12 protein-coding genes (1 of these 12 running past the window's edge) are annotated in these 21,771 nt (G+C 61.1%); 7 read left to right on the forward strand and 5 right to left on the reverse strand.

Annotation, left to right across the window (positions count from 1 at the left end):
- The 3 genes in view from AMM33_RS11650 to AMM33_RS11660 are tightly spaced (at most 52 nt apart) and all read left to right on the forward strand, a layout consistent with a single transcriptional unit that may run on beyond the window.
- Positions 1-6,153 carry the final stretch of an Ig-like domain-containing protein gene (locus tag AMM33_RS11650; protein WP_090141492.1) on the forward strand. It extends 40,332 nt beyond the left edge of the window, so the window shows 6,153 of its 46,485 coding nt (coding positions 40,333-46,485); its start codon lies off the left edge, out of view; its stop codon occupies positions 6,151-6,153.
- 52 nt (positions 6,154-6,205) lie between these two features.
- Positions 6,206-7,531, forward strand: a complete 1,326-nt coding sequence (locus tag AMM33_RS11655; protein WP_228768089.1) for an efflux RND transporter periplasmic adaptor subunit — start codon at positions 6,206-6,208, stop codon at positions 7,529-7,531.
- A 1-nt stretch (position 7,532) separates the two neighbouring features.
- Positions 7,533-9,641 carry a site-2 protease family protein gene (locus AMM33_RS11660; protein ID WP_090141494.1) on the forward strand — a complete coding sequence of 703 codons (2,109 nt, stop codon included), beginning with the start codon at positions 7,533-7,535 and terminating at the stop codon, positions 9,639-9,641.
- 20 nt (positions 9,642-9,661) lie between these two features.
- On the opposite strand, the gene AMM33_RS11665 is transcribed toward AMM33_RS11660, so the two are convergent.
- A complete protein-coding gene (locus AMM33_RS11665) occupies positions 9,662-10,126 on the reverse strand; it encodes a YqaA family protein (RefSeq protein ID WP_090141495.1) in 465 nt (154 codons plus the stop codon).
- Positions 10,127-10,330: 204 nt separating this feature from the next.
- On the opposite strand from AMM33_RS11665, the gene AMM33_RS11670 reads away from it, so the two are divergent.
- From AMM33_RS11670 to AMM33_RS11685, 4 genes are all read left to right on the forward strand, one after another.
- Positions 10,331-12,532 carry a TonB-dependent receptor plug domain-containing protein gene (locus AMM33_RS11670; RefSeq protein WP_090141496.1) on the forward strand — a complete coding sequence of 734 codons (2,202 nt, stop codon included), beginning with the start codon at positions 10,331-10,333 and terminating at the stop codon, positions 12,530-12,532.
- A 12-nt stretch (positions 12,533-12,544) separates the two neighbouring features.
- Positions 12,545-13,129 carry a YfiR family protein gene (locus AMM33_RS11675; RefSeq protein WP_194945411.1) on the forward strand — a complete coding sequence of 195 codons (585 nt, stop codon included), beginning with the start codon at positions 12,545-12,547 and terminating at the stop codon, positions 13,127-13,129.
- 60 nt (positions 13,130-13,189) lie between these two features.
- Positions 13,190-15,109: an ATP-binding protein gene (locus tag AMM33_RS11680; protein WP_090141498.1), complete on the forward strand. Its 1,920-nt coding sequence runs from the start codon at positions 13,190-13,192 to the stop codon at positions 15,107-15,109.
- 578 nt (positions 15,110-15,687) lie between these two features.
- Positions 15,688-16,305, forward strand: a complete 618-nt coding sequence (locus AMM33_RS11685; protein ID WP_090141499.1) for a glutathione S-transferase family protein — start codon at positions 15,688-15,690, stop codon at positions 16,303-16,305.
- Between the two features lie 14 nt (positions 16,306-16,319).
- Here the strand turns inward: AMM33_RS11685 and AMM33_RS11690 are convergent, their stop codons facing one another.
- The 4 genes from AMM33_RS11690 to AMM33_RS11705 form a co-directional block, all read right to left on the reverse strand.
- Positions 16,320-17,939 carry a long-chain-fatty-acid--CoA ligase gene (locus AMM33_RS11690; RefSeq protein ID WP_090141500.1) on the reverse strand — a complete coding sequence of 540 codons (1,620 nt, stop codon included), beginning with the start codon at positions 17,937-17,939 and terminating at the stop codon, positions 16,320-16,322.
- A 125-nt stretch (positions 17,940-18,064) separates the two neighbouring features.
- Positions 18,065-19,651 carry an FAD-dependent oxidoreductase gene (locus tag AMM33_RS11695; RefSeq protein WP_090141501.1) on the reverse strand — a complete coding sequence of 529 codons (1,587 nt, stop codon included), beginning with the start codon at positions 19,649-19,651 and terminating at the stop codon, positions 18,065-18,067.
- Entirely contained in the window at positions 19,648-20,223 is a 576-nt protein-coding gene (locus AMM33_RS11700; RefSeq protein WP_228768090.1) for a hypothetical protein, read from the reverse strand. Before AMM33_RS11700 ends, AMM33_RS11695 begins: the two co-directional genes overlap by 4 nt.
- A gap of 79 nt (positions 20,224-20,302) precedes the next feature.
- Entirely contained in the window at positions 20,303-21,763 is a 1,461-nt protein-coding gene (locus AMM33_RS11705) for a coniferyl aldehyde dehydrogenase (protein WP_090141503.1), read from the reverse strand.
- Positions 21,764-21,771: the final 8 nt, after the last annotated feature.

Here is a 21,771-nt window from a genome sequence, read left to right on the forward strand (position 1 = left end):
GCTGACTACCAAGCGATGGGGGTTGATCTGGGCCTTTTGCGTGGCAACGCCAGCGGCATGGCTTTGTTGCAAGACGTGGTGGCCAGCCAGACCAGCACGGCCGTGGACACCTCCGGCGAAGTGAACGCACTGGCCCGTGCGGTCCAGGCCGTGTTGTCCCAGGCGCTGGATGCCACCCCAGCCGTGGTGCCTGTGGCGATAGATTTCGCCTTGATCGGTGCTGCTCAGGTGGCTGCTTTGCGCCCTGGCTCGGCAGCGCTGGCTTTGTTCAACGATCTGATCGCTTCCGCCAGCCCGGCCATGCTGGACAGCGTGGCCAAGATCGATGCGCTGGCCAGCCTGGCCGAGCGCTTCATGGTGGTGGCGGCCAGCCAGGCCAGTGCATTGACTGCCAACCAGGCCCTGAGCCCGGCAGACTTCCTGGCCTTGGGAATTTCTGGCGTGGACAGCGCCAATTTGGCGCAGGTCCTGAGCGCCATCGCCAACACCGCCAATGACGGCAGCCAGATTCAGACGCTGGCGCAGCTGCAAACGCTGGTATTGACCACCGTGCGTGATCAGCAAGCCGCAGTGGATGCGCAAGCCCGCTTGCAGGCCTATGCCAATGACCCCGCCAACGCTGCCGTGCCAAGCCTGGCCGACTACACCTTGCTGGGTGTGAGCGCTGTGAATGCCGACACACGGGCGTTCCTCAATCAGGCGCTGGCCACACAGCCGTTCAGCGGCGGCATCACGGCGCAGGCCTTGCAGGCCATGGTGGATGCGTACAACCGCATCCAGTCAGAAGCCAATGGCAGCGCCAACGACCTGACCGTGAGCGACCCCACGGCGGCCAGCTTCGAGCGCATCGGCGTGGACCTGGGTGTGGCGGCGCAAAACACGGCCCTGGGGCAAAACGCCTTGGCGCTGCTCAACGATGTCATCGGCGCACAAACGACGCCAGCGGTGCACACCGTGGCGCAGATCCAGGCGCTGGCCAGCATCACCTCGGCGCTGCTGGAGACGGCCGCTGGCTTGACGCCTGCACAGGCGCTGACACCGGCGGATTTCGCCTTGCTGGGGGTCACAGGCGTCACGGCTCAAAATCTGAACGCAGTGCTGGCTGCCTTGGTCAGCACGCCCGATACCGGGGATGCGATCAACTCGCTGGCCCGCTTGCAAAGCGTGGTGACTTCGGCATCTGAGCAAGCAGCAGCCATCGGTGTCTTGCAAGCCGTGGTCGACACCCAGTCGGGCAACCCCAACCTGAATGTATGGGTGCAAGCGGGCCTGACCGGTGTGACCGAGGCCAATCGCCTGGCGCTGCTCGATGCCCTGCAAAGCGGTGCCATCTCGACTGTCACGCCTGCAGCCTTGCAGGCCGTGCTCGATGCCTACCAGTTGGTGCTGGTCGAAGCCAATGGCGGCGCACCCGATGCCAGTGCCGTGAACCCGACTGCGGCCACCTTTGCGGCCATCGGTGCCACTGCCGCCGCCTCGCTGGCAGACGGCTCGGTGGCTCAGCAATTGCTGCTCGATGTGATCGCCAATGCGCAGTCCACAGCGGTCGATCAGGTCAGCAAGATCGACGCCCTGGCCCAGACGGTGGAGGGCCTGATGCACACGGCGGCAGGCCTGGCGGCCAGCCCCGCATTGAGCGCGGATGACTTTGCTGCTCTGGGTATCTTCGGCGTGGATGCCGACAATTTGGCCGATGTGTTGGCCCGTGTGGCCGCAGGATCGGCAGCGGGCAGCGGTGTGCTCAGCCTCAATGACTTGCAGCAAAGCGTCAGCGAGGTGATTCGCAGCAGTCAAGCAGCCCAGGCGGTCATTCAGGCGGCTTTGGCGGTCATTGCGCAGTCGGCAGACGACACGGCTGCGCCATTGCCGCGACTGGCCGATTACCTCGTGGCCGGTGTCAGCGGCGTGAACACGAACAACCTGGCGGCCATCAACAGCGTGCTGGCCAGCAGCGCAGTGCAGGGCGAGCAGGTCCGCACAGCGGCCCAAATCCAGGCCATGGTGGATGCGTATGTGCTCATCTTGGCCGAAGCCAATGGCGCGGCCGCCGACAGCACGGCAGCCAATCCGCAGGCCGCGACCTATGCGGCCATTGGTGCCACTGCAGCGGCTGCGCTGTCTGATGGCTCTTTTGGCCAGCAGTTGCTCAACCAGGTGATGGCCGACAAGACGACGTCTGCCATCGACAGCGTGGCCGAGATCGAAGCGCTGGCCAACACGGTTCAGGCCTTGCTGGTGACCGCCGCTGGTGGTACGCCCAGCGTGGCCTTGAGCGCCGCCGATTTGCAGGCCCTGGGTCTGAGCGGTGTCACGCCCTTCAACCTGAGCGCGATTTTGGCGGCGGTGGCCGCGACAGCCGACAGCGGTGCTGGTGTGACCGATCTGGCGGCCTTGCAGGGCCTGGTCAACACGGTGCGGGGCGATTTGTTGCAGGTCTTGCAGCGCTATGCCAGCAGCAACAGTGGTGCCGCCCCCACCTTGGCCGATTGGCAGCGTGCCGATGTGCAAGGCGTGGACAGTCGCAATGTGTTTGCGCTCAACAGTGCACTGGCCAGCAGCGCCATCACGGGGGATGCGATCGCCAGCTTGCCTGATGTGCAGGCGCTGGTCGATGCGTATGCCGGCATCCTGGCCGAAGCCAATGGTCCTGCGGCCGATGCCTCGCCACAGTTCCAGGTGCAGGCGGCAGACTATGCCCGCATCGGCGCGGTGACGGCGGCAGCCTTGTCGCCCGAGGGCCTGCGCCTCATGGACGCGGTGCTGGCCGATCAGCCTTTCTATCTGGTCGACTCGGTGGACGAGCTTCAATCGCTGGCCTCCACCGTGGACAAGCTCATGAGCCTGGCCGATGGGCAAGACCCGGCATCGCCCCTGACAGTGGCCGAGATGCAAGCCCTGGGCATGACCGGTGTGCAAGGCACAGCGCTGGTGGCGCTGGCCGACTTGCTCAAGTCGCCAGCGGTCAATCCGTCTGATCTGCAGTCCATGACCGATGTGCGCAGCTGGCTGCAGCAAGCCAGCCAAAGCGCGGCGCTGGCCGTGCTCACCCGTTACACGCAAGATGCCACGGCGGCCGCGCCCGCTGTGGCCGACTTTGCATACGCGCAGATCACCGGTGTGGATGCCCGCAATTTGGCGGCCATTCACTCGGCTTTGAGCAGTGCGGCTGCCAAAGGCGCAGTGCTGGATACGGCCGCCAAAGTGCAGGCCGTGGTCGATGCGTGTGCGCGCATCCTGGCCGAAGCCAACGGCACGCTGGTGGATGCCACCCCCGACAGCCAGCCCACAGCGGCCGATTACGCCGCCATCGGCGCCACCACAGCTGCGGCCTTGACCGCGCCTGCGCTGGCCTTGCTGAACGACAGCATCGCCAACATGCAAGCGGCCGATGTGTCGACGGTGGCGCAGATTGAAGTTCTGGCCGATACGGTGCAGCGCCTCATGGCGGTGGTGGCGGGCCAAGCGGCTTCGCTGAGCGTGGCCGACCTGCAGCGTCTGGGTGTGGACACCACGGGCATGTCGGCCGGACAGCTGGCGGTGGTGGTGTCGGAGTTGGTGGACCTGGCCGACGATGGCCGCGATGTGGCCCGTTTGTCTGCGTTGCAAGGCCTGGTCTTCACCGTCACCGATCGCCTGGCCCGTGTGGTGGGGGTTCAGTTGTCGAGCGACACCGGTCCGTCGGCCAGCGATTTCATCACGGCCAACAACAACCAGTTCATCAGTGGCACCCTGAATGCGCCACTGGGCATCTTTGACCGCGTCTATGGCCGACTTGATGGCCTGCAAGCCATGCCCGCGGATGCCAACTGGGTGGCTGCAGGCTGGACTGACTTGACCGCGCATGTGGACGGCACATTGCTTCAATGGCCGGACGCGCAGCTCTTGGCGGGCCCTGCCCGCAGCCTGGTCTTGCAGGTCGTGCGCGACAACGGTGCCGATCCGCTGCGTACCAGCGAGGCTCGGGTGCAGGATTACCGATGGATCAGCGAATTGCTTGCACAGACGGCGCCACAGAATGCGCCAGTGCCCGAAGGCGGCAACCCCTCGCCCAGCGGGCTGGTGCGCCTGAAAGTGGACAACTTGCCAGACGGCACAGCCAATGTGGTCTTGCTGGTCGATGGCCGGGCAGTGCCCAGCTTGTTCCATGTGGCCACGTTGACGCTGATGCCGCTGTCGGCCCTGCCCGAAGGCAACTGGAATTTGCAGTACCAGTTCCAGGACATGGCGGGCAATGTGTCCACAGTCAGTCCGTCCTTGCAGATGCGCATCGTCTCGCCGCAAAACGGTATGGATCTGGAATCTCTGGATGGCGACGGGGTGCTGTTTTCCAACGAGAAGAACTTTGGCGACATCAACGGCGATGGCCTGGATGATGCTGATCAACGCGATGTGGTCACTTTCCAAACCTCTGCAGGCCAAGTCATGGCCTTGGACACCACCCGTCAGGGCGCGGGCAATATGCAGGCGCTGTTGGGTGATCCGGTGAACAACCCTGGCGGTCAACTGCGGGTGGAGGTGCAAATCGACAGCGTCACCAGCCGTGCGGTCACCGCAGCCGAGCGGGCGCAGGCCTTGTCGGGCAGCCAGCTGGACAGTGCCGACGTGTTTGCGGCCACCGACGTGATTTCATTCCGTCACTATCCGCAAGTGGTGCGTCTGGGGGATGTGGATGAAACCGCCGTCGATGCGCTGTCTGCACAGGTGCTCAGCGCCTATGTGGGGCAGGTGCATGAAGTCGATGTGAAAGTTGCCGAGGGTCTCTACAACACCTATTTCAAAGTGGGTAGCCAAGGCGTGTGGGCCTTCACCTGGGACGAGGCCAGCGGCACCGGTGCCAAATTCCTGGACACCAACAGCGACGGGTTCATCGACCTGGTGCGCCTGTTCATCCGTGATGGTGGGCGTGGCGATGACGATGGCGTGGCAGATGGCGTCGTGTTCGACCCAGGCTTTGTGGCGGCCGTGCGTGAAGCACCGCAAGTGCGCCTGGAGTCTTTCCCTGTGGCCGCCGATGGCGTGATCACTGCGGGTGAAGCCGGGCAGGTGAACTTGTCGGGCAGCACCACAGGCGTGGAAGCGGGCCAGCCCTTGACGGTGGTGTTCAGCGACGGTGTGCACACCGTCACTGCGGTGACCAACGTGGACAGTCAGGGCCGTTGGGCGCTGCAGGGCGTGGATTTGCGTGCCTTGTCGGATGGGCCCGTGAGCCTGAGCCTGTCGGTCAGCAACCAGGTGGGTGACGCCACCGCTTTGGCCGACACTGTGCAGCTGGACAAGTCGGTGCCCGTTACTGTGCCTAAGCCAGTGCCTGAGCCAGTGCCTGAGCCAGTGCCTGAGCCAGTGCCTGAGCCAGTGCCAGTGCCAGTGCCAGTGCCAGTGCCAGCGCCAGCGCCAGCGCCAGAACCGCCCATATCTGAACCCGCGCCCCTCACGGGCGTGACGGCGTGGCTGGAGCCGTTGACGCAGCAGGAGGCCCCGTTGAGCAAAGGCGCAGGTGGCCCTACCGCATTCATGCCTTTGGATGAGGTGGTGCCCGCAGCCAAAGCGATGGCGCAGCGTGCCGAGCTGCCATCCTGGGTGGAAGACACCCCTTCGTCCTGGACGCGAGCGACAGCGCCTGCCGTGCCTGAGGATTGGGTCCAGCGGCAGCAAAACCTGGAGCGTGAGGCCATTCGCTTGCGCCAGTTCCTGGAGTTGCTGAGCGAAACCACAACCACGCAGTCCGAGGGCTTGCCTGTGCGCTTGAGCCCCCTGGACGGCCTGTTTGGCGTGCTGCGCGGCTTGCCCGATTTGCAGATCGAAGCGGGGCGAAGCCTGGTCTTCACCCTGCCACCGGACACCTTTGTGCACCATGACCCCCGGGCCGTGGTGCGGCTTTCGGTGGACATGCTCGACGGCGAGGCCGCACCGCATTGGGTGAAAGTGGACCAAAAGACCGGCGTCATCACACTCAACCCGCCCGATGTGGTGGAAGGTGAAGTGGTCTTGCGCCTGATGGCCCTGGACCAGCACGGCCAGGCGGCGGTTACGGTACTGCGCATCAAGGTCGGTGCTGAGGCTCAGAGCACTGGCCGTGTGGGTTTGTCAGACAAATTGGCGCAATCGCGCCAGTGGACGGCTTCTGGCAAACTGCAGGGCGAATGGATAAATTGAATACCTTATGACTCAATCAAGCGGGCCACCAGCGGCTTTGGACAATTCGCCCTTGTTGACCCTGTTCGAGCTGGGTCAACAAGCGAGGCAGGCGCAGTCACACGATGAATTGGCGTTTTTGCTGTGCAACACCACCCACGCGTTGCTGCCTTACCGGCAAGCGGTGTTGTGGCTGGGCGACGAAGGTGTGCGCGCCTTGTCGGGCGTCAGCCAGGTGGAGCACAACACGCCTTACCTCGATTGGGTCAAGGCCTTGCTGGCCCAGCCCTGGGCATCGCAGCCGGGTGTGCAGGCCTTGAGTGCGCTCGACTTGCCAGCGCAGCAGCAGCCCAGCTGGGCCGAATGGTGGCCACAAAACGCGCTCAGTTTGCCGCTGGATGTGGCGCCGGGTGCGCGCCTCTTGCTGGCCCGCGATGTGCAGTTTTCTGAAGCCGACCAAGCCAAACTCATGGCCTGGCTGTCTGTGTGGCAACACGCCTGGCGTGCACTGGCCCGGCAGCAAAGGCCTGCGCTGGGTCAGCGTTTGCGCAGCTGGCGGCGCCAGTGGCGCCTGGCCGGGCAAAAGCCCTGGTTCAAGCGGCCAGGGGTCTGGTTGATGGCGGTGCTGCTGGGTTTGTTGTTTTTGCCGGTGCGCATGACGGTGCTGGCGCCCGGCGAGCTGGTGCCTGCCCAGCCTGTGGTGGTGCGCGCCCCGATCGAGGGGGTGATTGCGCGTTTTCATGTGCAGCCCAACCAGACCGTGCGCAGCGGGCAGCAGCTGTTCGAGTTTGACGAGGCTTTGCTGCAAAGCCGTGTGGCGGTGGCCCAGCAGACGCTGGAGACGGCGCAGGCGCAATTTCGCCAGACCCATCAACTGGCCCTGGATGATGCCAAGTACAAGGCCGAATTGGCGGCTGTGGCCGGTGCCATTCAGGAGCGGCGCAGCGAGTACGAGTTCCTCAAGTCCCAATTGCAGCGCACCCAGGTCAGCGCCAGCGGCGCGGGCATGGTCTTGCTGGACGACCCCCTGACCTGGGTGGGCAAACCGGTGGCGGTGGGCGAGCAGATTTTGCGCATCGCCCGCCCGAGCGACATCGAGGTCCAGGCCTGGCTGCCGCTCGACGATGTGGTGCAGCTGCCCGTGGGCTCGACGCTCACCTTGTTTTTGCAATCGAGCCCTTTGTCGCCCGTGCATGCCGAGTTGACCTACCTGTCGCATGAAGCCGTGCTGCGGCCCGATGCCACCTACGCATACCGCTTGCGTGCGCGGCTGCTGGCGCCCACGCCCCACAGCGTGGGGCAAAAGGGCACGGCGCGCGTGAGTGGCGAGTGGACTTTTCTGGGTTACTGGCTGCTGCGCAAGCCGCTGGCCTTGATCCGCACCAGTTTGGGGCTCTGACATGGCCTGGCCCTTGTTGCGCGAAGAGCTGGATGTGTTTGCCGGCCCCACCAGTTCCGAGGGGCAGCCCAGCTGGGTGCTGCATGACCCGGTGCGTCAGCAATACTTTCAGATTGATTGGCTGACCTGGGAGGTCTTGTCGCGCTGGGGTCTGGGGCACACCGAAGCCATCGTGCATGCGGTGGCGCGGGACACGCCTTTGCAAATCGAGGCCAAGCACATCGAAGAGGTGATGACCTTCTTGTCGCAGCATGAGCTGCTGCTGCCCACTGATGCCAAAGCCGCCGCCGAGATGGCCCAAAAAGTGGCCCGCACCCGCCAAAGCGTCTGGACCTGGCTGGTTCACCACTATCTGTTTTTCCGCATGCCGCTGGTCAAACCCGATGCCTGGCTGAGCCGCTGGATGGGCGTGGCGGAGGTGTTTTTCTCGCGTCGCTTCATGGCCCTGACCGGCTTGGTGCTTTTGGTGGGCGTGTACCAGGTGATGCAGCAGTGGAGCTTGTTCACGGCCACTTTGGTGGACACCTTCACCTGGCAAGGCTTGCTGTCTTATGGGGTGGCCTTGTCGGTGGTCAAGGTGCTGCATGAATTGGGGCACGCTTTTGCCGCCAAGCGCCAAGGCTGCCGTGTGCCGCGCATGGGGGTAGCGTTTTTGGTGATGTGGCCCATGGCCTACACCGATACCAACGAGGCCTGGCGTTTGCCCGGACGGCGCGCCCGTGTGCAGATTGCGGCGGCGGGCATCGTCACCGAGCTGGTGATCGCCTGCTGGGCCACCTTGGCCTGGGCCTTGTTGCCGGACGGGGGCTTGCGCTCCAGCGCGTTTTTTGTGGCCACGCTCAGTTGGGTGGCCACGCTGGCCATCAATGCCAGCCCCTTCATGCGCTTTGATGGCTATTTCATCGCCATGGATTTGTTGAACTTGCCTAATTTGCACGCGCGCAGTTTTGCGCTGGCGCGCTGGCAGTTGCGTGAATGGTTGTTCCAATTGGGCGAAGCGCCGCCCGAGCGCATGACGCCACTGGGGCAGTGGGGCATGGTGGTCTTTGCATTGGCGGTGTGGGTTTACCGGCTGGTGCTGTTTCTGGGCATCGCCTTGATGGTGTACCACCTGTTCACCAAGCTGCTCGGGGTGCTGCTGTTTGTCATCGAGATTTACTGGTTCATCGTGAATCCGATCCGCTCTGAAATCGTGGCCTGGATGCAGCGTTCGGCGGTCATTCGCCAGCGTCGGCGCAGCCTGTGGAGCGGCGCTTTGCTGCTGGCCCTGGGCGCGCTCATGGCGCTGCCCCTGCCCACATTGATCACCGCGCATGCCATGCTGCGGCCCGGGCAGTCGTGGCCTGTTTATGCGCCCGGCCCTGCGCAGCTGCAGGCCTTGCCCCTGGCCGATGGCGCCCGGGTGGCCAAAGGCCAGCTGCTGGCCCGCATGAGCGAGCCGGAATTGCTGGCACAAACCGATGTGGCGCAGGCCAAAAGTGCCCGCCTGAGCTGGCAGGCGGCCACGACCAGTTTGGCTTATGCCTCCAGTCAGCCCCTGAAGCTGGCGCGTGAGCAGTTTCAGATGTCACAAGCCGATGCGCGCAGGCTGCAAGACCAGATGGCGCCGTTTGCCCCGGTGGCCCCTTTTGCAGGCGTGTTCCGCTGGACGCAACCGGACTTGGCGGTGGGCCAATGGCTGGCGCGTCATGAGCAAATCGGCGTGTTGACCGCCGATGAGCCCTGGAAAGTCGAAACCTGGCTGGATGAAGAGCAGGTCAAGCGCTTGAAGCTGGGCAACAAGGCGCACTTTTGGGCCCCAGGTCTCAGCCAGCCGGTTGCGCTGACCATCACCCTGATGGACGCCGACGCCACCCGTCAGCTGCCCGATGGCCAGTTGACCGCGCCCATGGGCGGCCATGTGCTGGCCCGTGAACAAGGCGGCAAGTGGTTTCCCGAGCAGGCGGTGTATCGCGTGGTGCTGGCGCTGGATGAGGCCGATGCGGCCCGCTTGCCTGCCCACCTGCCGGTGCAGCGCGGGCACCTGAGCGTGTCAGCGCAAGCGGAGTCCTTGCTGGGGCGTTATGTGCGCCAGGCTTTGTCGGTGGTGTTGCGGGAGTTTCAGCCTTGAATGGCTGGGATTCTGTGGGTTCAAAACACCCACAGCAGCAAGCTGGTCATGAACAGATAGCGCAGAAATTTGCCAAGGGCCATGTACAGCGTGCAGGGCCAAAGCGGCATGCGCAGCCAGCCGGCCACGGCGCACAGCGGGTCGTCCACGATGGGCAGCCAGGACAGCAGGCAGGCTTTGGGGCCAAGTTTTTCGAGCCAGATCAAAGCCCGTGTGTGGCTGGACGAATGGCCCCAGCGGTTGACCACACGGCGCGACCCCCACCCCAGCCACCAACTGATCACGCCGCCGAGGGTGTTGCCCACGGTGGCTACCAAAATGGCTGGCCAAAACATGTCGGGGTTGAGTTTGATCAGGCCAAAGACGGCGGGCTCAGAGCCCAAAGGCAACAAGGTCGCCGAGATGAAGGCCACCACAAACACGGTGCTCAGGCCGTGCTGGGGAAGGGCCAGCCAGTGCAGAAATTGATTGAGCCAAAGTTCCATCCGGCTCAGTGTAGCGCGATGATGGGGTAACGATCGTGTGGTTTAAATCGTTAAAAGTCACAAGATGCAAGAGTGTCATTTCCATTATTTGAATTTATCAAATTAATTAAATGATGAATTTGTTTGTGGCATTAAGGGGTAATAAATGTAAAATCTAATAGTTGATCTGGGGTCAACAACAGGTTCAAAAGGGAGCTTTTTTCGATGCGCAAAATGACAAGACAACACAGCCTGTGGCGTTGGTCACTTTTGGCGGGTGCCATTCATGCTTCGTGCGCTGCGGCAGCGGGTAGCAACGAGTTTTTGGAGATGTCATTGGAAGAGTTGGTCGATTACCGGCTCATGTCCATGTCCCGCAAAGAGCAGCGCGTGGCCGACATGGCGGCGGCGGCCTATGTGATTTCTGCCGAAGAGATCCGCCGTTCGGGGGCGCAGTCGATTCCCGAGGCCTTGCGTTTGGTGCCGGGTCTGAATGTGGCGCAAATTGCGCGCAACCGCTGGGCGGTCAGTTCGCGCGGTTTCAATGAACGGTTTTCCAGCAAGCTGCTGGTCCAGATTGATGGACGCAGCGTGTATTCGCCACTGTTTTCGGGCGTGCTGTGGGAAACCCAGGACACCGTCATGGAAGACATCGAGCGCATCGAAGTCATCCGGGGACCGGGTGCCGCCCTGTGGGGCACCAACGCCATGAACGGGGTGATCAACATCGTGACCCGCTCGGCAGCTGCCAGCCAGGGCAACATGGTCAGCACCAGCGTGGGCACGGGTGACTTGGCCTCTGTGTCCATGACGCACGGCGCCCCATTGGCGCAAGGCGGGCATTACAAGGTGTATGGCAAAACCAGCACCATGGGCGGCTCCATTGAACGCAACACCGGTTTGGCGGGGCAAGATGCGGTGCAACAGCAACGCCTGGGTGTCCGGCTTGAACCTCAGGTGGCGGGCGGTCAACTGAGCTTGAAGGCCGATTTCTACCACGCCCGTTCCAAAGATTTTTGGGGAACGCCTACGGTGCGTGCTTTCAGCGATGCATCCACACCCTATGCGCGCGATAGCCTCTTGTCTGAAGAAGGCCATGGCGGCGCGGTGCAAGCGCGCTATGCCTGGCGCGGAGCGCAAGGTGCAGATAATGTGCTGCAAACCTCGATTGACTATGACAAATCGATCCACGCCGGGGTTTGGGGCTCTGGCACTGCGCCCAATCAGTTTGTGGCGCAGGCCCCCAGCTACAAGGAAATGGGGGGCACGAAAACAGACGTGGACGTGGACTTTCAGCAGCGGCGCGTTCTGGGCGCGCATGACTTCATCTGGGGGCTGAACCTGCGCCACACCTCAGACAATCTGCTCTTGCCTGCGGCCCCGTATTTGTTGCTCGATGGCAAAAGCAAGCGCCTCAATTACAGCGCCTTTGTGCACGACGAAATCAGCCTGCTGCCCGAACGCTTCAAGCTGATTGTGGGCTCCAAGTTTGAAAAAGACGGCCTGACGGGCTTCAACATCCAGCCCAATGTGCGTGCGCTGTACACGCCCGGGCAAAACGAAGCCTATTGGGGAGCGCTGTCGCGTTCGGTGCGCTCGTCACGGCGCACCGAGAGTCTGGCAACTTTGGACATCAGTGCGCAGGATGCGCACGCTGTTGACCCCAGGATTCCCGCTGGCGCTCTGACCGCTGTCACGCAAGTGTCGCCCATGGCCAACGCCAAGTTGCAAGCTGAAAACGCAGTCAGCCTTGAAGCCGGCTGGCGCAAGCAGTTCTCGAATTTCCTGAGCGTGGACACCGCGCTGTTTGTGACCGACTACAGCCATTTGCGCGGTGCTCGCTTGCTCAGCAAGCCTTTCACCGAAGCAGACATCATGAATGCTGGTGGATGTCTTCAGTCTCAAGCTCACTTGCAATTTCCGGGCGCGTGCTATTTCACTCTGGCAGGCTACAACTCCAACCTCGAGAAAGCCCGTTCCTACGGCGGCGAGTTCTCTGTAGAGTGGCATCCACGAGCTTGGTGGAAGCTGCAGGCCGCCTACAGCCACTTGCGGGTCAAAGGTGTGTACACCGGCGACCAGTTGGGTGACATCCAGGTGGCGGCGTTTGAAAACAGTGCGCCACGGCACCAGTTGTCACTCAACAATAATTTCAGCCTCGCGAGCAACCTGAACCTGAATGTGCGCTTGCGTTACAACTCGGAGACTGCGCACTACACCCTCAACAGCTTCGAACTCACACGTCTGGCACCTTACACCGGGCTTGACATGCGCCTGGCCTGGATGCCCAAACGCAACATCGAGTTGTCGCTGCAGGGGCGTAATTTGCTGAAGGATCGGCACACCGAATTCATCAACATTTTCCCCGTGACCCGTGCTTACGACGTGCAACGCAGCATGTTGGCGCAAGCGGTGCTTCGTTTCTGAAAGGACATGATCATGACCTTTCAGTCACTTTCCTTCTTGGCCCAACAGGCTGGGGCTCGTGCTCAGTTGGTGCAGGGCGTGCGCGCATTGATCGCTTTGCTGGCAATGTGTTTGGTCTGGGCGGCGCAGGCGCAATCGGCCGCAGCAGGCCAGACGGTCGACCGCATCAAGGCCGCTTATGTTTACAACTTCGCCAAATTTGTCGAGTTGCCCGGCAGCGATGACAAATCCATCCGGGTCTGCTTGCTGGGCAAGGATGACCTCAATGGCTCCATGCACAGTTTGAACCACCGCATGGCCCAGGGCCGTGAAATTCTGGTGCGCAAAGACGTGACGCTGGACCAGCTCAAGGACTGCACCATGGCCTTTGTCGGCGAGGGCGATGCCCGCTTGTTGCCTGCCGTGGTGCGTCAGCTGGGCAGTGCACCGGTTTTGCTGGTCAGCGATGCCCGGCAAGCCATGGACCAGGGGGCACATTTGTCCCTGATCTTCAATGATGATCGGGTGGAGTTCGATGTGAACTTGTTGAACCTGCAAAAATCAAGTATCAAGGCCAGCAGCCAAATGCTCAAGTTGGCCCGTGTCGTGATTCGATAGAAAGTTTGTACCTTGCTGTCCCTTGCTCCTTGGCGTCGTGAAAGGCTTTTGCATGCCCCCATGCAGGAGAAGCTTCGGTACATTCTTGGCTTGGGCATCTGGTGCGTGCTCATTTTGTTTTTTGTGGTGACTACGCTGTGGCAGGCCTCCCAAACCTTGCAGGCCACCCAGGCGGCGGCCAAAAGCCTGGCCGAACTGGCCGCTGAAAGCAACGCTGCTGCCGTGCGCTTTGAGGACCAGGCCGGTGCACAAAAACAGCTGGAAATTTTCCGGCACATCAAGAATGTGGAGACGGTGGACATCTTCACCTGGTCCACGGGGGAGCAGGCCTTTGCGCACTATCCAGTGCGTGCCAATGGTGTGGTCGTGGCCGAGGCAACGCTGATCCCGCCGGGCGACAACTCCAGACTGACCCTCAGCCGCTATGCGATCCGCTTGCCCATCGTTCAGGATGGGGAGCACATTGGTGTGGTGGTGGTGCAGACCCGACTCAATGATTTTTGGTGGAACATCGTCATCACTTTGTTGGTGGCCGTTGGGGCGATGCTGCTGGCTTATGCGGTGGTGCGCCATTTTTTGGGGCATTTGATCGCGCTGGTCATCCACCCCATTCTGGATTTGGCGGAGGTCATACGCCGCATCACCTCGGTGCACGACTACAGCCAACGTGCCCAAAGACAAAGCCAGGACGAAATTGGCGAGTTGGTGGCAGGCTTCAATTCCATGCTCGATCAGATTGAGCAAAAAGACAAAGCGCTGGGCCAATACAGTCAGCAATTGGAGTCCGAGGTTCAGGCACGCACGGCCGAGTTGCTCTTGGCCAAAGAGCACGCCGATGCAGCCAACCGGGCCAAGAGCCAGTTCTTGGCCAATATGAGCCACGAAATCCGCACACCGCTCAATGGTTTGATCGGTGTCTCGGAACTCTTGGGCTCCACCGAGCCGACCGAACAGCAGAAAAAACTCATCAGCATGATCAGTACTTCCTCGTCGACGCTGCTTTACCTGATCAACGACATCCTGGATTTTTCGAAAATCGAAGCGGGCATGCTGCACCTGGAGAAAGTACCCTACAGCCCCGAGCACGCAGCCAAGCAGGTGTGTGCCTTGTTCGAGCCCCATGCCCAGGACAAAGGTCTGAAGCTGGTCTTTGAGCCCCCGGCGGATGGCGTGCCCTTGATGCTTCTGGGTGACCCGCACCGCTTCACCCAGATTGCCAGCAATCTGGTGTCCAACGCGGTCAAGTTCACCGCACAAGGCCAGGTGACCGTGAGCCTGAGCAGCAGCGCCCAAGCCGATGGCACCACCCGCGTGCGCTGCACCGTGCAGGACACCGGCATCGGCATCAGCGAAACCGAGTCGCAGCGGTTGTTCAGTGCGTTTTCCCAAGCCGATATTTCCATGGCCCGCCGCTACGGGGGCAGTGGCTTGGGTTTGGTCATCTCTCGCCAGCTGGCCGAGTTGATGGGTGGTCAGGTGGGCTTTGAAAGCCAGCCTGGGCAAGGCTCTCGCTTTTGGTTCGAGGTCTGCGGCCCCCGGCTCAAAGACATGCCGCAAGAGCCCGGCAACCGGCCTTCTGCGCTGCCGCAATCACTGGACTGCAGCGTGCTGATTGCTGAAGACAATGACGTCAACCGTGAAATTCTGGTCACCATGCTCAAGACGGCCGGCTGCAGCGTTTTGCAAGCCCACAACGGCCTGGAAGCCGTGCAGATGAGCGCCACTATGCCCTATGACATCATCTTGATGGATGTGCAGATGCCCGAGATGGACGGCATCACGGCGGCCAAAACCATCCGTGCCCGCGAGGTGGCGCTGGGTACTGTGCGCAAACCCATTTTGGCCCTCACAGCCAATGCCCTGGCCGATGACAAGGCCAACTGCCTGGCCGCTGGCATGGACGACTACCTGACCAAGCCCTTCATGCGGCGACAGATCCTGGAGTTGATCGGCAAATGGTTGCGCATCTCTGGGGATTGAGCGCAAAACAAGCAGATGACCGCCTGGTAGGAGCCCAAGCCTTGGGGCGATGGGCTTGGAACATGCCCTCTATTGATTCGGCCCTGTGAAGTTTTCAATGATCAAAGATGTTGTAGGTCGGCGGCAACAGAGCCGACATGCAGCCTGCGCCGAAGTCAGCAATGTCGGGGCTTAAGCCACCGACCTATAGATTCGGCCCGATGAAGTCTGAGTCGTGTGTTGCCCGTTGGGAGGAGTTTGTGGGAGCTTGCCAGCCAAGCGAAAAGCCTGTGGTCCACAAGCGTCTGATCGCCAGCAGGGCTAGCGCCCACAAGGTGCAAGGTTGAAGTCACCCTGCAAACTTCACAGGACCGGATCAATAAGAGATGCATTGCGCACACATTTCAAACTTCAGCGTGCTGGATCAATGAATATGAGGCTGTCATCTGTGCGGCAGCTGGACTGATATGCCACTGATAGCCTATCCCCATGATCGACCTTTATACCGACGCCACGCCCAACGGGCAAAAAATCTCCATCGCGCTCGAAGAGCTGGTTCGCAAGATGGTCGAGATGGGACACAAGCAGAAGGACAAGCCATGAAGCTCTACACCGCCCACCGCGCCCCCAGCCCCCGCCGGGTGTTGATGTTTTTGGTCGAGAAAAACATCACTGGCATCGAGATGGTCAACATGGACCTGAACAGCGGCGAGCACCGCACGCCCGAATACCTGGCCAAAAGCCCGCTGGCCAAAGTGCCTGCACTGGAGCTGGATGACGGCCGCGTGATCACCGAGACGCGGGCGATCTGCACTTTGCTGGAAGGCCGCTACCCCGAACCCAACCTGATGGGCGAGGGCGACGAGCGCGGTTTCATTGAGATGGCCGACCGGCAGGTGGAGTTGTATCTGCTCGGCGGCATAGCGAATGCGATCCGCCACAGCCACCCGGGCTTGGCGGCTTTGGAGAAACCCCAGTTCCCCGAGTTCGGCCGCTCACAGGCCGAGAAGGTGCGGGACGTGGCGCGGGGTTTTGACCAGCGCCTGCAAACCCAGCCCTGGATCGCGGGCGAGCGCTTCACCATCGCCGACATCACCGCGTTTTGCGCGCTGGAGTTTGCACGCGGCCTGATGAAGTTCGTGCCCGGCGACGAGGGCATGAGTGCCCTCCAAGCCTGGCGTGACCGCATGAACGAGCGGCCCAGCGCCAGGGTGTGATGAACTGAACGTGATCAGCTGAACACGCCGCCGTAGTCCTTGCGCAGGTCGTTCTTTTGCACCTTGCCGGTGCCGCCCACGGGCAGGGATTCGAGGAACACCACATCGTCGGGCACCCACCACTTGGCGACCTTGGTGGCTAAAAAGTCCAGGATCTCCTGCTTCTCAACCGTTTGGCCCGGCTTGCGCACGATGAACAGCAGCGGGCGCTCGTCCCACTTGGGGTGCTTGACGCCAATGACGGCGGCCATGGCCACAGCCGGGTGACCGATGGCGGCGTTTTCCAGGTCGATGGAGCTGATCCATTCGCCCCCGGTCTTGATCACGTCTTTGGTGCGGTCGCGGATTTGCATGGTGCCTTGCGCGTCGATGGTGGCGATGTCGCCCGTGGGGAACCAGCCGTTGATCAAAGCGGTTTTGTCGGCCTTGTAGTAACGCTCCACAATCCACTGGCCGCGCACCATCAGCTCGCCTTGGGATGTGCCGTCGCGGGGCAAGGTGACGCCGTTTTCATCCACGATTTTGATCTCGATGCCCGAGACCGCGCGGCCTTGTTTGGCCACGATGGCGTGTTGCTCGGCCGCTGGTTTTTGGCGGTCGGTGCGGGTCAACAAACTCATGGTGGCCACGGCGGTGGTTTCGGTCATGCCCCAGCCGTGGCGCACTTCCACGCCGTAGTTGTCCACAAATTTGGCGATCAGTGCCATGGGCATGGCCGAGCCGCCCACGCAGGTGCGCTTCATGTGGGCAAAGCGCAAGTTGTTTTGCTCAACGTGCTGGATCAAGCCCATCCAGATGGTGGGCACGCCCGCGCTGATGGTGACCTGCTCGCTGTCCATCAGCTCGTACAAGCTGGGGCCGTCGAGTTTGGGGCCGGGCAAGACCAGTTTGGTGCCTGCCACCAGTGCGGCGTAGGGGATGCACCAGGCGTTGATGTGGAACATGGGCACCACGGGCAAGATGGTCTCTTGCGAGGACAGGCCCAGCACATCGGGCATGCAGCCGGCCGTGGCGTTCATGACGATGGCGCGGTGCGAGTACAGCACGCCCTTGGGGTTGCCGGTGGTGCCCGAGGTGTAGCAAAGCGCTGCGCCCGTGTTTTCATCCAGCTCGGGCCAAGCAAAGGTGGTGGGGTGCGCTGCGATCAGGTCTTCGTAGTTCAGCACGCTCACGCCCTCAATCGCGGGCGTGTTGGCCGCGTCGGCCAGGCACACCCAGGCGCGCACTTTGTGGCAATGCGCGGCAATGCCTTTGACCAGCGGTGCAAAGGTGGCGTCAAACAACACCACTTCGTCTTCGGCATGGTTGATCACATAAATCAGCTGCTGGGGGTGCAGTCGCGGATTGCAGGTGTGCATCACCATGCCGCTGCCCGAGACCGCGTAATAGGCCTCCAAGTGGCGGTGGTTGTTCCAGGCGATCGAGCCGACCGCGCTGCCCGCTTTGAGGCCCATTTGCGCCAGGGCGTTGGCCAGCTGGCGCGAGCGCCGGGCGACATCGGCATAGGTGCTGCGGTGCAATGGGCCGTGCGTCTCGCGCGAGACGACTTCCTGCTCGCCAAACTGGGCAGCGCCGTGTTCAAGAATGCCCGAAATGAGCATGGGGCAGTTCATCATGAGGCCGGGTTGGGGCATGGGGGAGACTCCAGATTTTGCAAATGGTTTTCACAACAGCGCGGCGCATGGGGCAGGCTGTTGTGGCTTGATGTTAATGGCTTTCGCACCTGGCTTAGGCGTTCAGGTGCAAGAACTTGGCGGGCTTAAGTGTTTTGAAGCGGCGCGGTCTTTTTACCCATGGCGTTGGCAATGTGTTCGGCGGCGATGTAGCTGAACGCCATGATCGTCACGCTGGGGTCGACCGATGGACCTGTCGGGAAAACGGAAGGGTCTGCGACGAACAGGTTGTCGATGCCATGCACCCTGTGGCTGGAATCGGTCACCGAAGTTTTCGGGTCAGTGCCCATTCGACACCCCCCAAACGGATGCGGCGCGACCAGGGTCAAGCTGCCGGGCTTGATCTCGATGGCGTCGATGCGGTCAATCTCGTCCACAGAGTTCAGGGTGGTTCGCTTCAGATCACCCAGCATGACTTTGCGAGCGCCCGCCTTGAAGTTCACGATGGCTGCTTTTTTCATCAAGTCACGCAACATCTTTTGGGTTGTGGGTCCGTAGGGGTAATGAATTTGACGAACACCATTGCCGTCCACCTTCATTTCGCCCAATTCATCCGGGTGATCGTCGAGCCAGCCAATGGCACCGCCGACATGGGTCAGTTTTTCCATCCACTCGGCCGCCCCGTCGTCGAATCCGGGAATGGTATAGGCCATCAAACCGGGTTGGATCTGATCCGGAACCAGCAAGTACCCGCCTTCCATGTATTGCCCCTTCTCGTCAAAGCGGGGCAGGCGAAAACCGTCCACGCCATAAGCGGCAGGAATATTGCGCCACATGATGATGGGCTCATCGTAGAGGCCGTGCGCATAGGTGCACGGGTTGAAGCCGAAATGCTTGCCCAGTGCCGGCAAAGCGTCGCGCAGACGGGCTTGATTGAGCAAGAATGCAGGTGTGTTGAAACCGCCTGCGGCGACCACAAAGTGCTTGGCCTTGACGGTGATCTTTTTGCCACTGGGGCGGTTGCGTGCCCGGTCGATGACGCTGGCCTGAAGTTGTGTCACGCGATGGCCCTCAAAGACAAAATCGTCGGCCTTCAAATCGGCATAGATTCGTGCCCCCAAAGCCAGTGACGCGGGAATGTGTGTGACCAGCTGGCTTTGCTTGGCATTGATGGCGCAACCTTGCATGCAATGCCCAGAGCCCGAGCAACCACTTCGGGCTTGCAGCATCGCGTGCCCTTCCCAGCCCAAAGCGTTGACGGCCTCCTTGAACAAGAGGTTCATTTTGTTGTAACGAAAAGGCTCGGCTTCCTGAATGTGGTGGATTTTTTCGATATCGGCAAAGATGGGCGCCAATTTTTCGGCGCTGTGTCCAGTGATGCCGTATTGGGACTCCCACAAGGCGAGCCGATCAGCAGGGGTGCGGTAGCTGTCAGCCCAGTAGTGAACGGATGTGCCGCCCACGAGTTCGCCATAGGTCAGCATCGTAGAGGCGTTGGTGTCGGTCGACAAAGCGCGTTCGGCATCGACTTTGGCGGCCTGGTTCAACTCGCGGTTGTCAAATGTGCTGGCCGGGTAATACCCACCTTTTTCAAGAATCACGACATCGATACCCGCTTGCGCCAGTCGATGGGCCACGGTGGCACCCCCGCAGCCAGAGCCGATGATGCAAACATCGGCCGTGATTTCAGACAGTTGACCGTAATCGGTGTGTTCAAAAATTTTGTTGGTCATGATGTTTTTTCGCTAGGCTGGGTGGATGCTGAACTCACCAATTTGGCATAGTGAATCCGCTGTTCGCTGTGCTTTTCGGGAAGATTCATAAATGGGCCGTCATAGCCAATGGCTTTCCAGGTGGAGGGGTGGCCGTAGTAGTACCAACGCATCATGGCCGACAGGTTGGCAATGACTGCGCGCAGCGTGTCGTCCTGGGTGTCGGATGCTGCCGTGAGCACCTGTTTGCGCTCTTGCACCGTCAACCTTGAAAAGCGTGACAGGTGGCCATAGGCCAGCGGAAACATCTCCAGCAGGTAAAAAGCTGCTTTCAGATCGCTGCTGATGTTGTCGCTGACAAAAAACAATTCTTCATCGAGGCGTTTGACGACTTCGGCTTGCTCGATGTCTGGAAAACCAGGCCGGTTTGGCACGCAAGCTTCGGCCAGTGTGTGGGCAATGTCTGCCAGATGGCCATCCACCACCAGCAACTGGCCGTAGCGTTGTCGGTAGCGATTGGTCTGCGTGATGTAAGCGCCGGCACCTGCCACCAGGGTGGCCGCGCCCGCAACGCCCAACAGCGAAAATTTCAAGAAGCGCCGCTTCGTAAAGAGGGGTGAATGTTTCATGGCGTAAAGAGCGGTTTAAAGGTGGAACAATCAGCACGACCGGTCACAGCTTGGGATCGGCCGAGCCCAAAAACAGTCGAAGGGCCAGGCGCTGAACAACATTGCCGTAAGGGGGATAAAACAGACCGATGGGGAAAAATCGGTGCCGCTTGAAAACCGTTTTGGCGTGTGAGAGTTCACAAAAACCCTCTTCGCCGTGGTAGGTCCCCATGCCGGAGTTGCCGACACCGCCAAAAGGGGCGTCATGGTTGACCACATGCCATCCCCAGTCGTTGATGGTGACGCCGCCGGAATGGGTTTGCTCCAGCAACTGATGACGTTCAGCCTGGTTGTGACTGAAGCAATACAAGGCCAAGGGGCGTGCCCTGGCGTTGATATAGGCGATCACCTCTGGGGTCGTGTCATAGGACACCACAGGCAAAACAGGGCCGAAGATTTCTTCTTGCATGATGCGCATGTCGGGCGTGCAATGGGTCACCACATGCAGGGGCATGTTGCGGCCGTCCTGGGCCGCGTCATATGCAGTGCAAGCGACAACGGTCGCACCTTTGCTCACGGCATCGGCCAGCAGTTCCTGGATGCGGGCGACATGTCGATCGTTGATGATCCAGGTGTAGTCGTGGTTGTCCCGGACGGAGCCTTTGAACAGTTGGGCATAGCTGGCCTGCACGGCTTCAACAAATGCCCCCATGCTCTCTCGCGGCACCAGGGCGTAATCGGGCGAAACACAGATCTGCCCGGCATTGGTGGCTTTGCCATGGGTAATGCGTTTGGCGGCATCGGCGATGGGGTAGTGACGGCTCACCACGGCAGGCGATTTGCCGCCCAGCTCCAGGGTCACGGGCGTGAGGTTGTCGGCGGCCTGGCGCATCACGATTTTCCCGACTGCGGGTGAGCCTGTGAAGATCAGGTGGTTAAAGGGCAAGGCGGTGAAATCGCCGGGTGTGCTCAACTCTTCCCCAATCAAAAAGACCTCGTCTTCCGAGAAGATGTCGGCGAGCATTTTTTTCAGGGCCGCGTTGGTGTGGGGTGTGATTTCCGGCATTTTGACCATCACCCTGTTGCCCGCAGCGATGGCTGCAATCAAGGGCCCTAGGGCAAGGTAAACCGGGAAATTCCACGGCACGATGACGCCAACCACCCCTTTGGGTTGGTAGCGCACTTCCAGTTTGTTGGTCAGAAAAAGCAGCTCTGTGCCGCGGCGACTGGGTTGCATCCAGCGCTTGACATGCGAGATGGCGTGATTGGCCTCCAACGTGGAGCCCAGCAAATCCAGCATCTTGGATTCGGCATGCGAGCGGCAACCAAAATCCTGATGCATCGCGTGTGCGAGCACATCCTGGTAGCGGCTGATTTGTTTTTTGATCGCCTTGAGTTGTTGGCGTCGTTGGGATGCGCTGGGGTAAGGGGCTTTGTCAAAGGCCGATTTTTGTGCCTGAAAAACAGCTTGGATGCGCTCAATGGACGGGGTTTGTGAATCGGATGCGGGTGTGGCTTCGGTCATGGGCGTTG

Source organism: Limnohabitans sp. DM1 (assembly GCF_001269385.1).
Lineage (GTDB): Bacteria > Pseudomonadota > Gammaproteobacteria > Burkholderiales > Burkholderiaceae_C > Limnohabitans_A.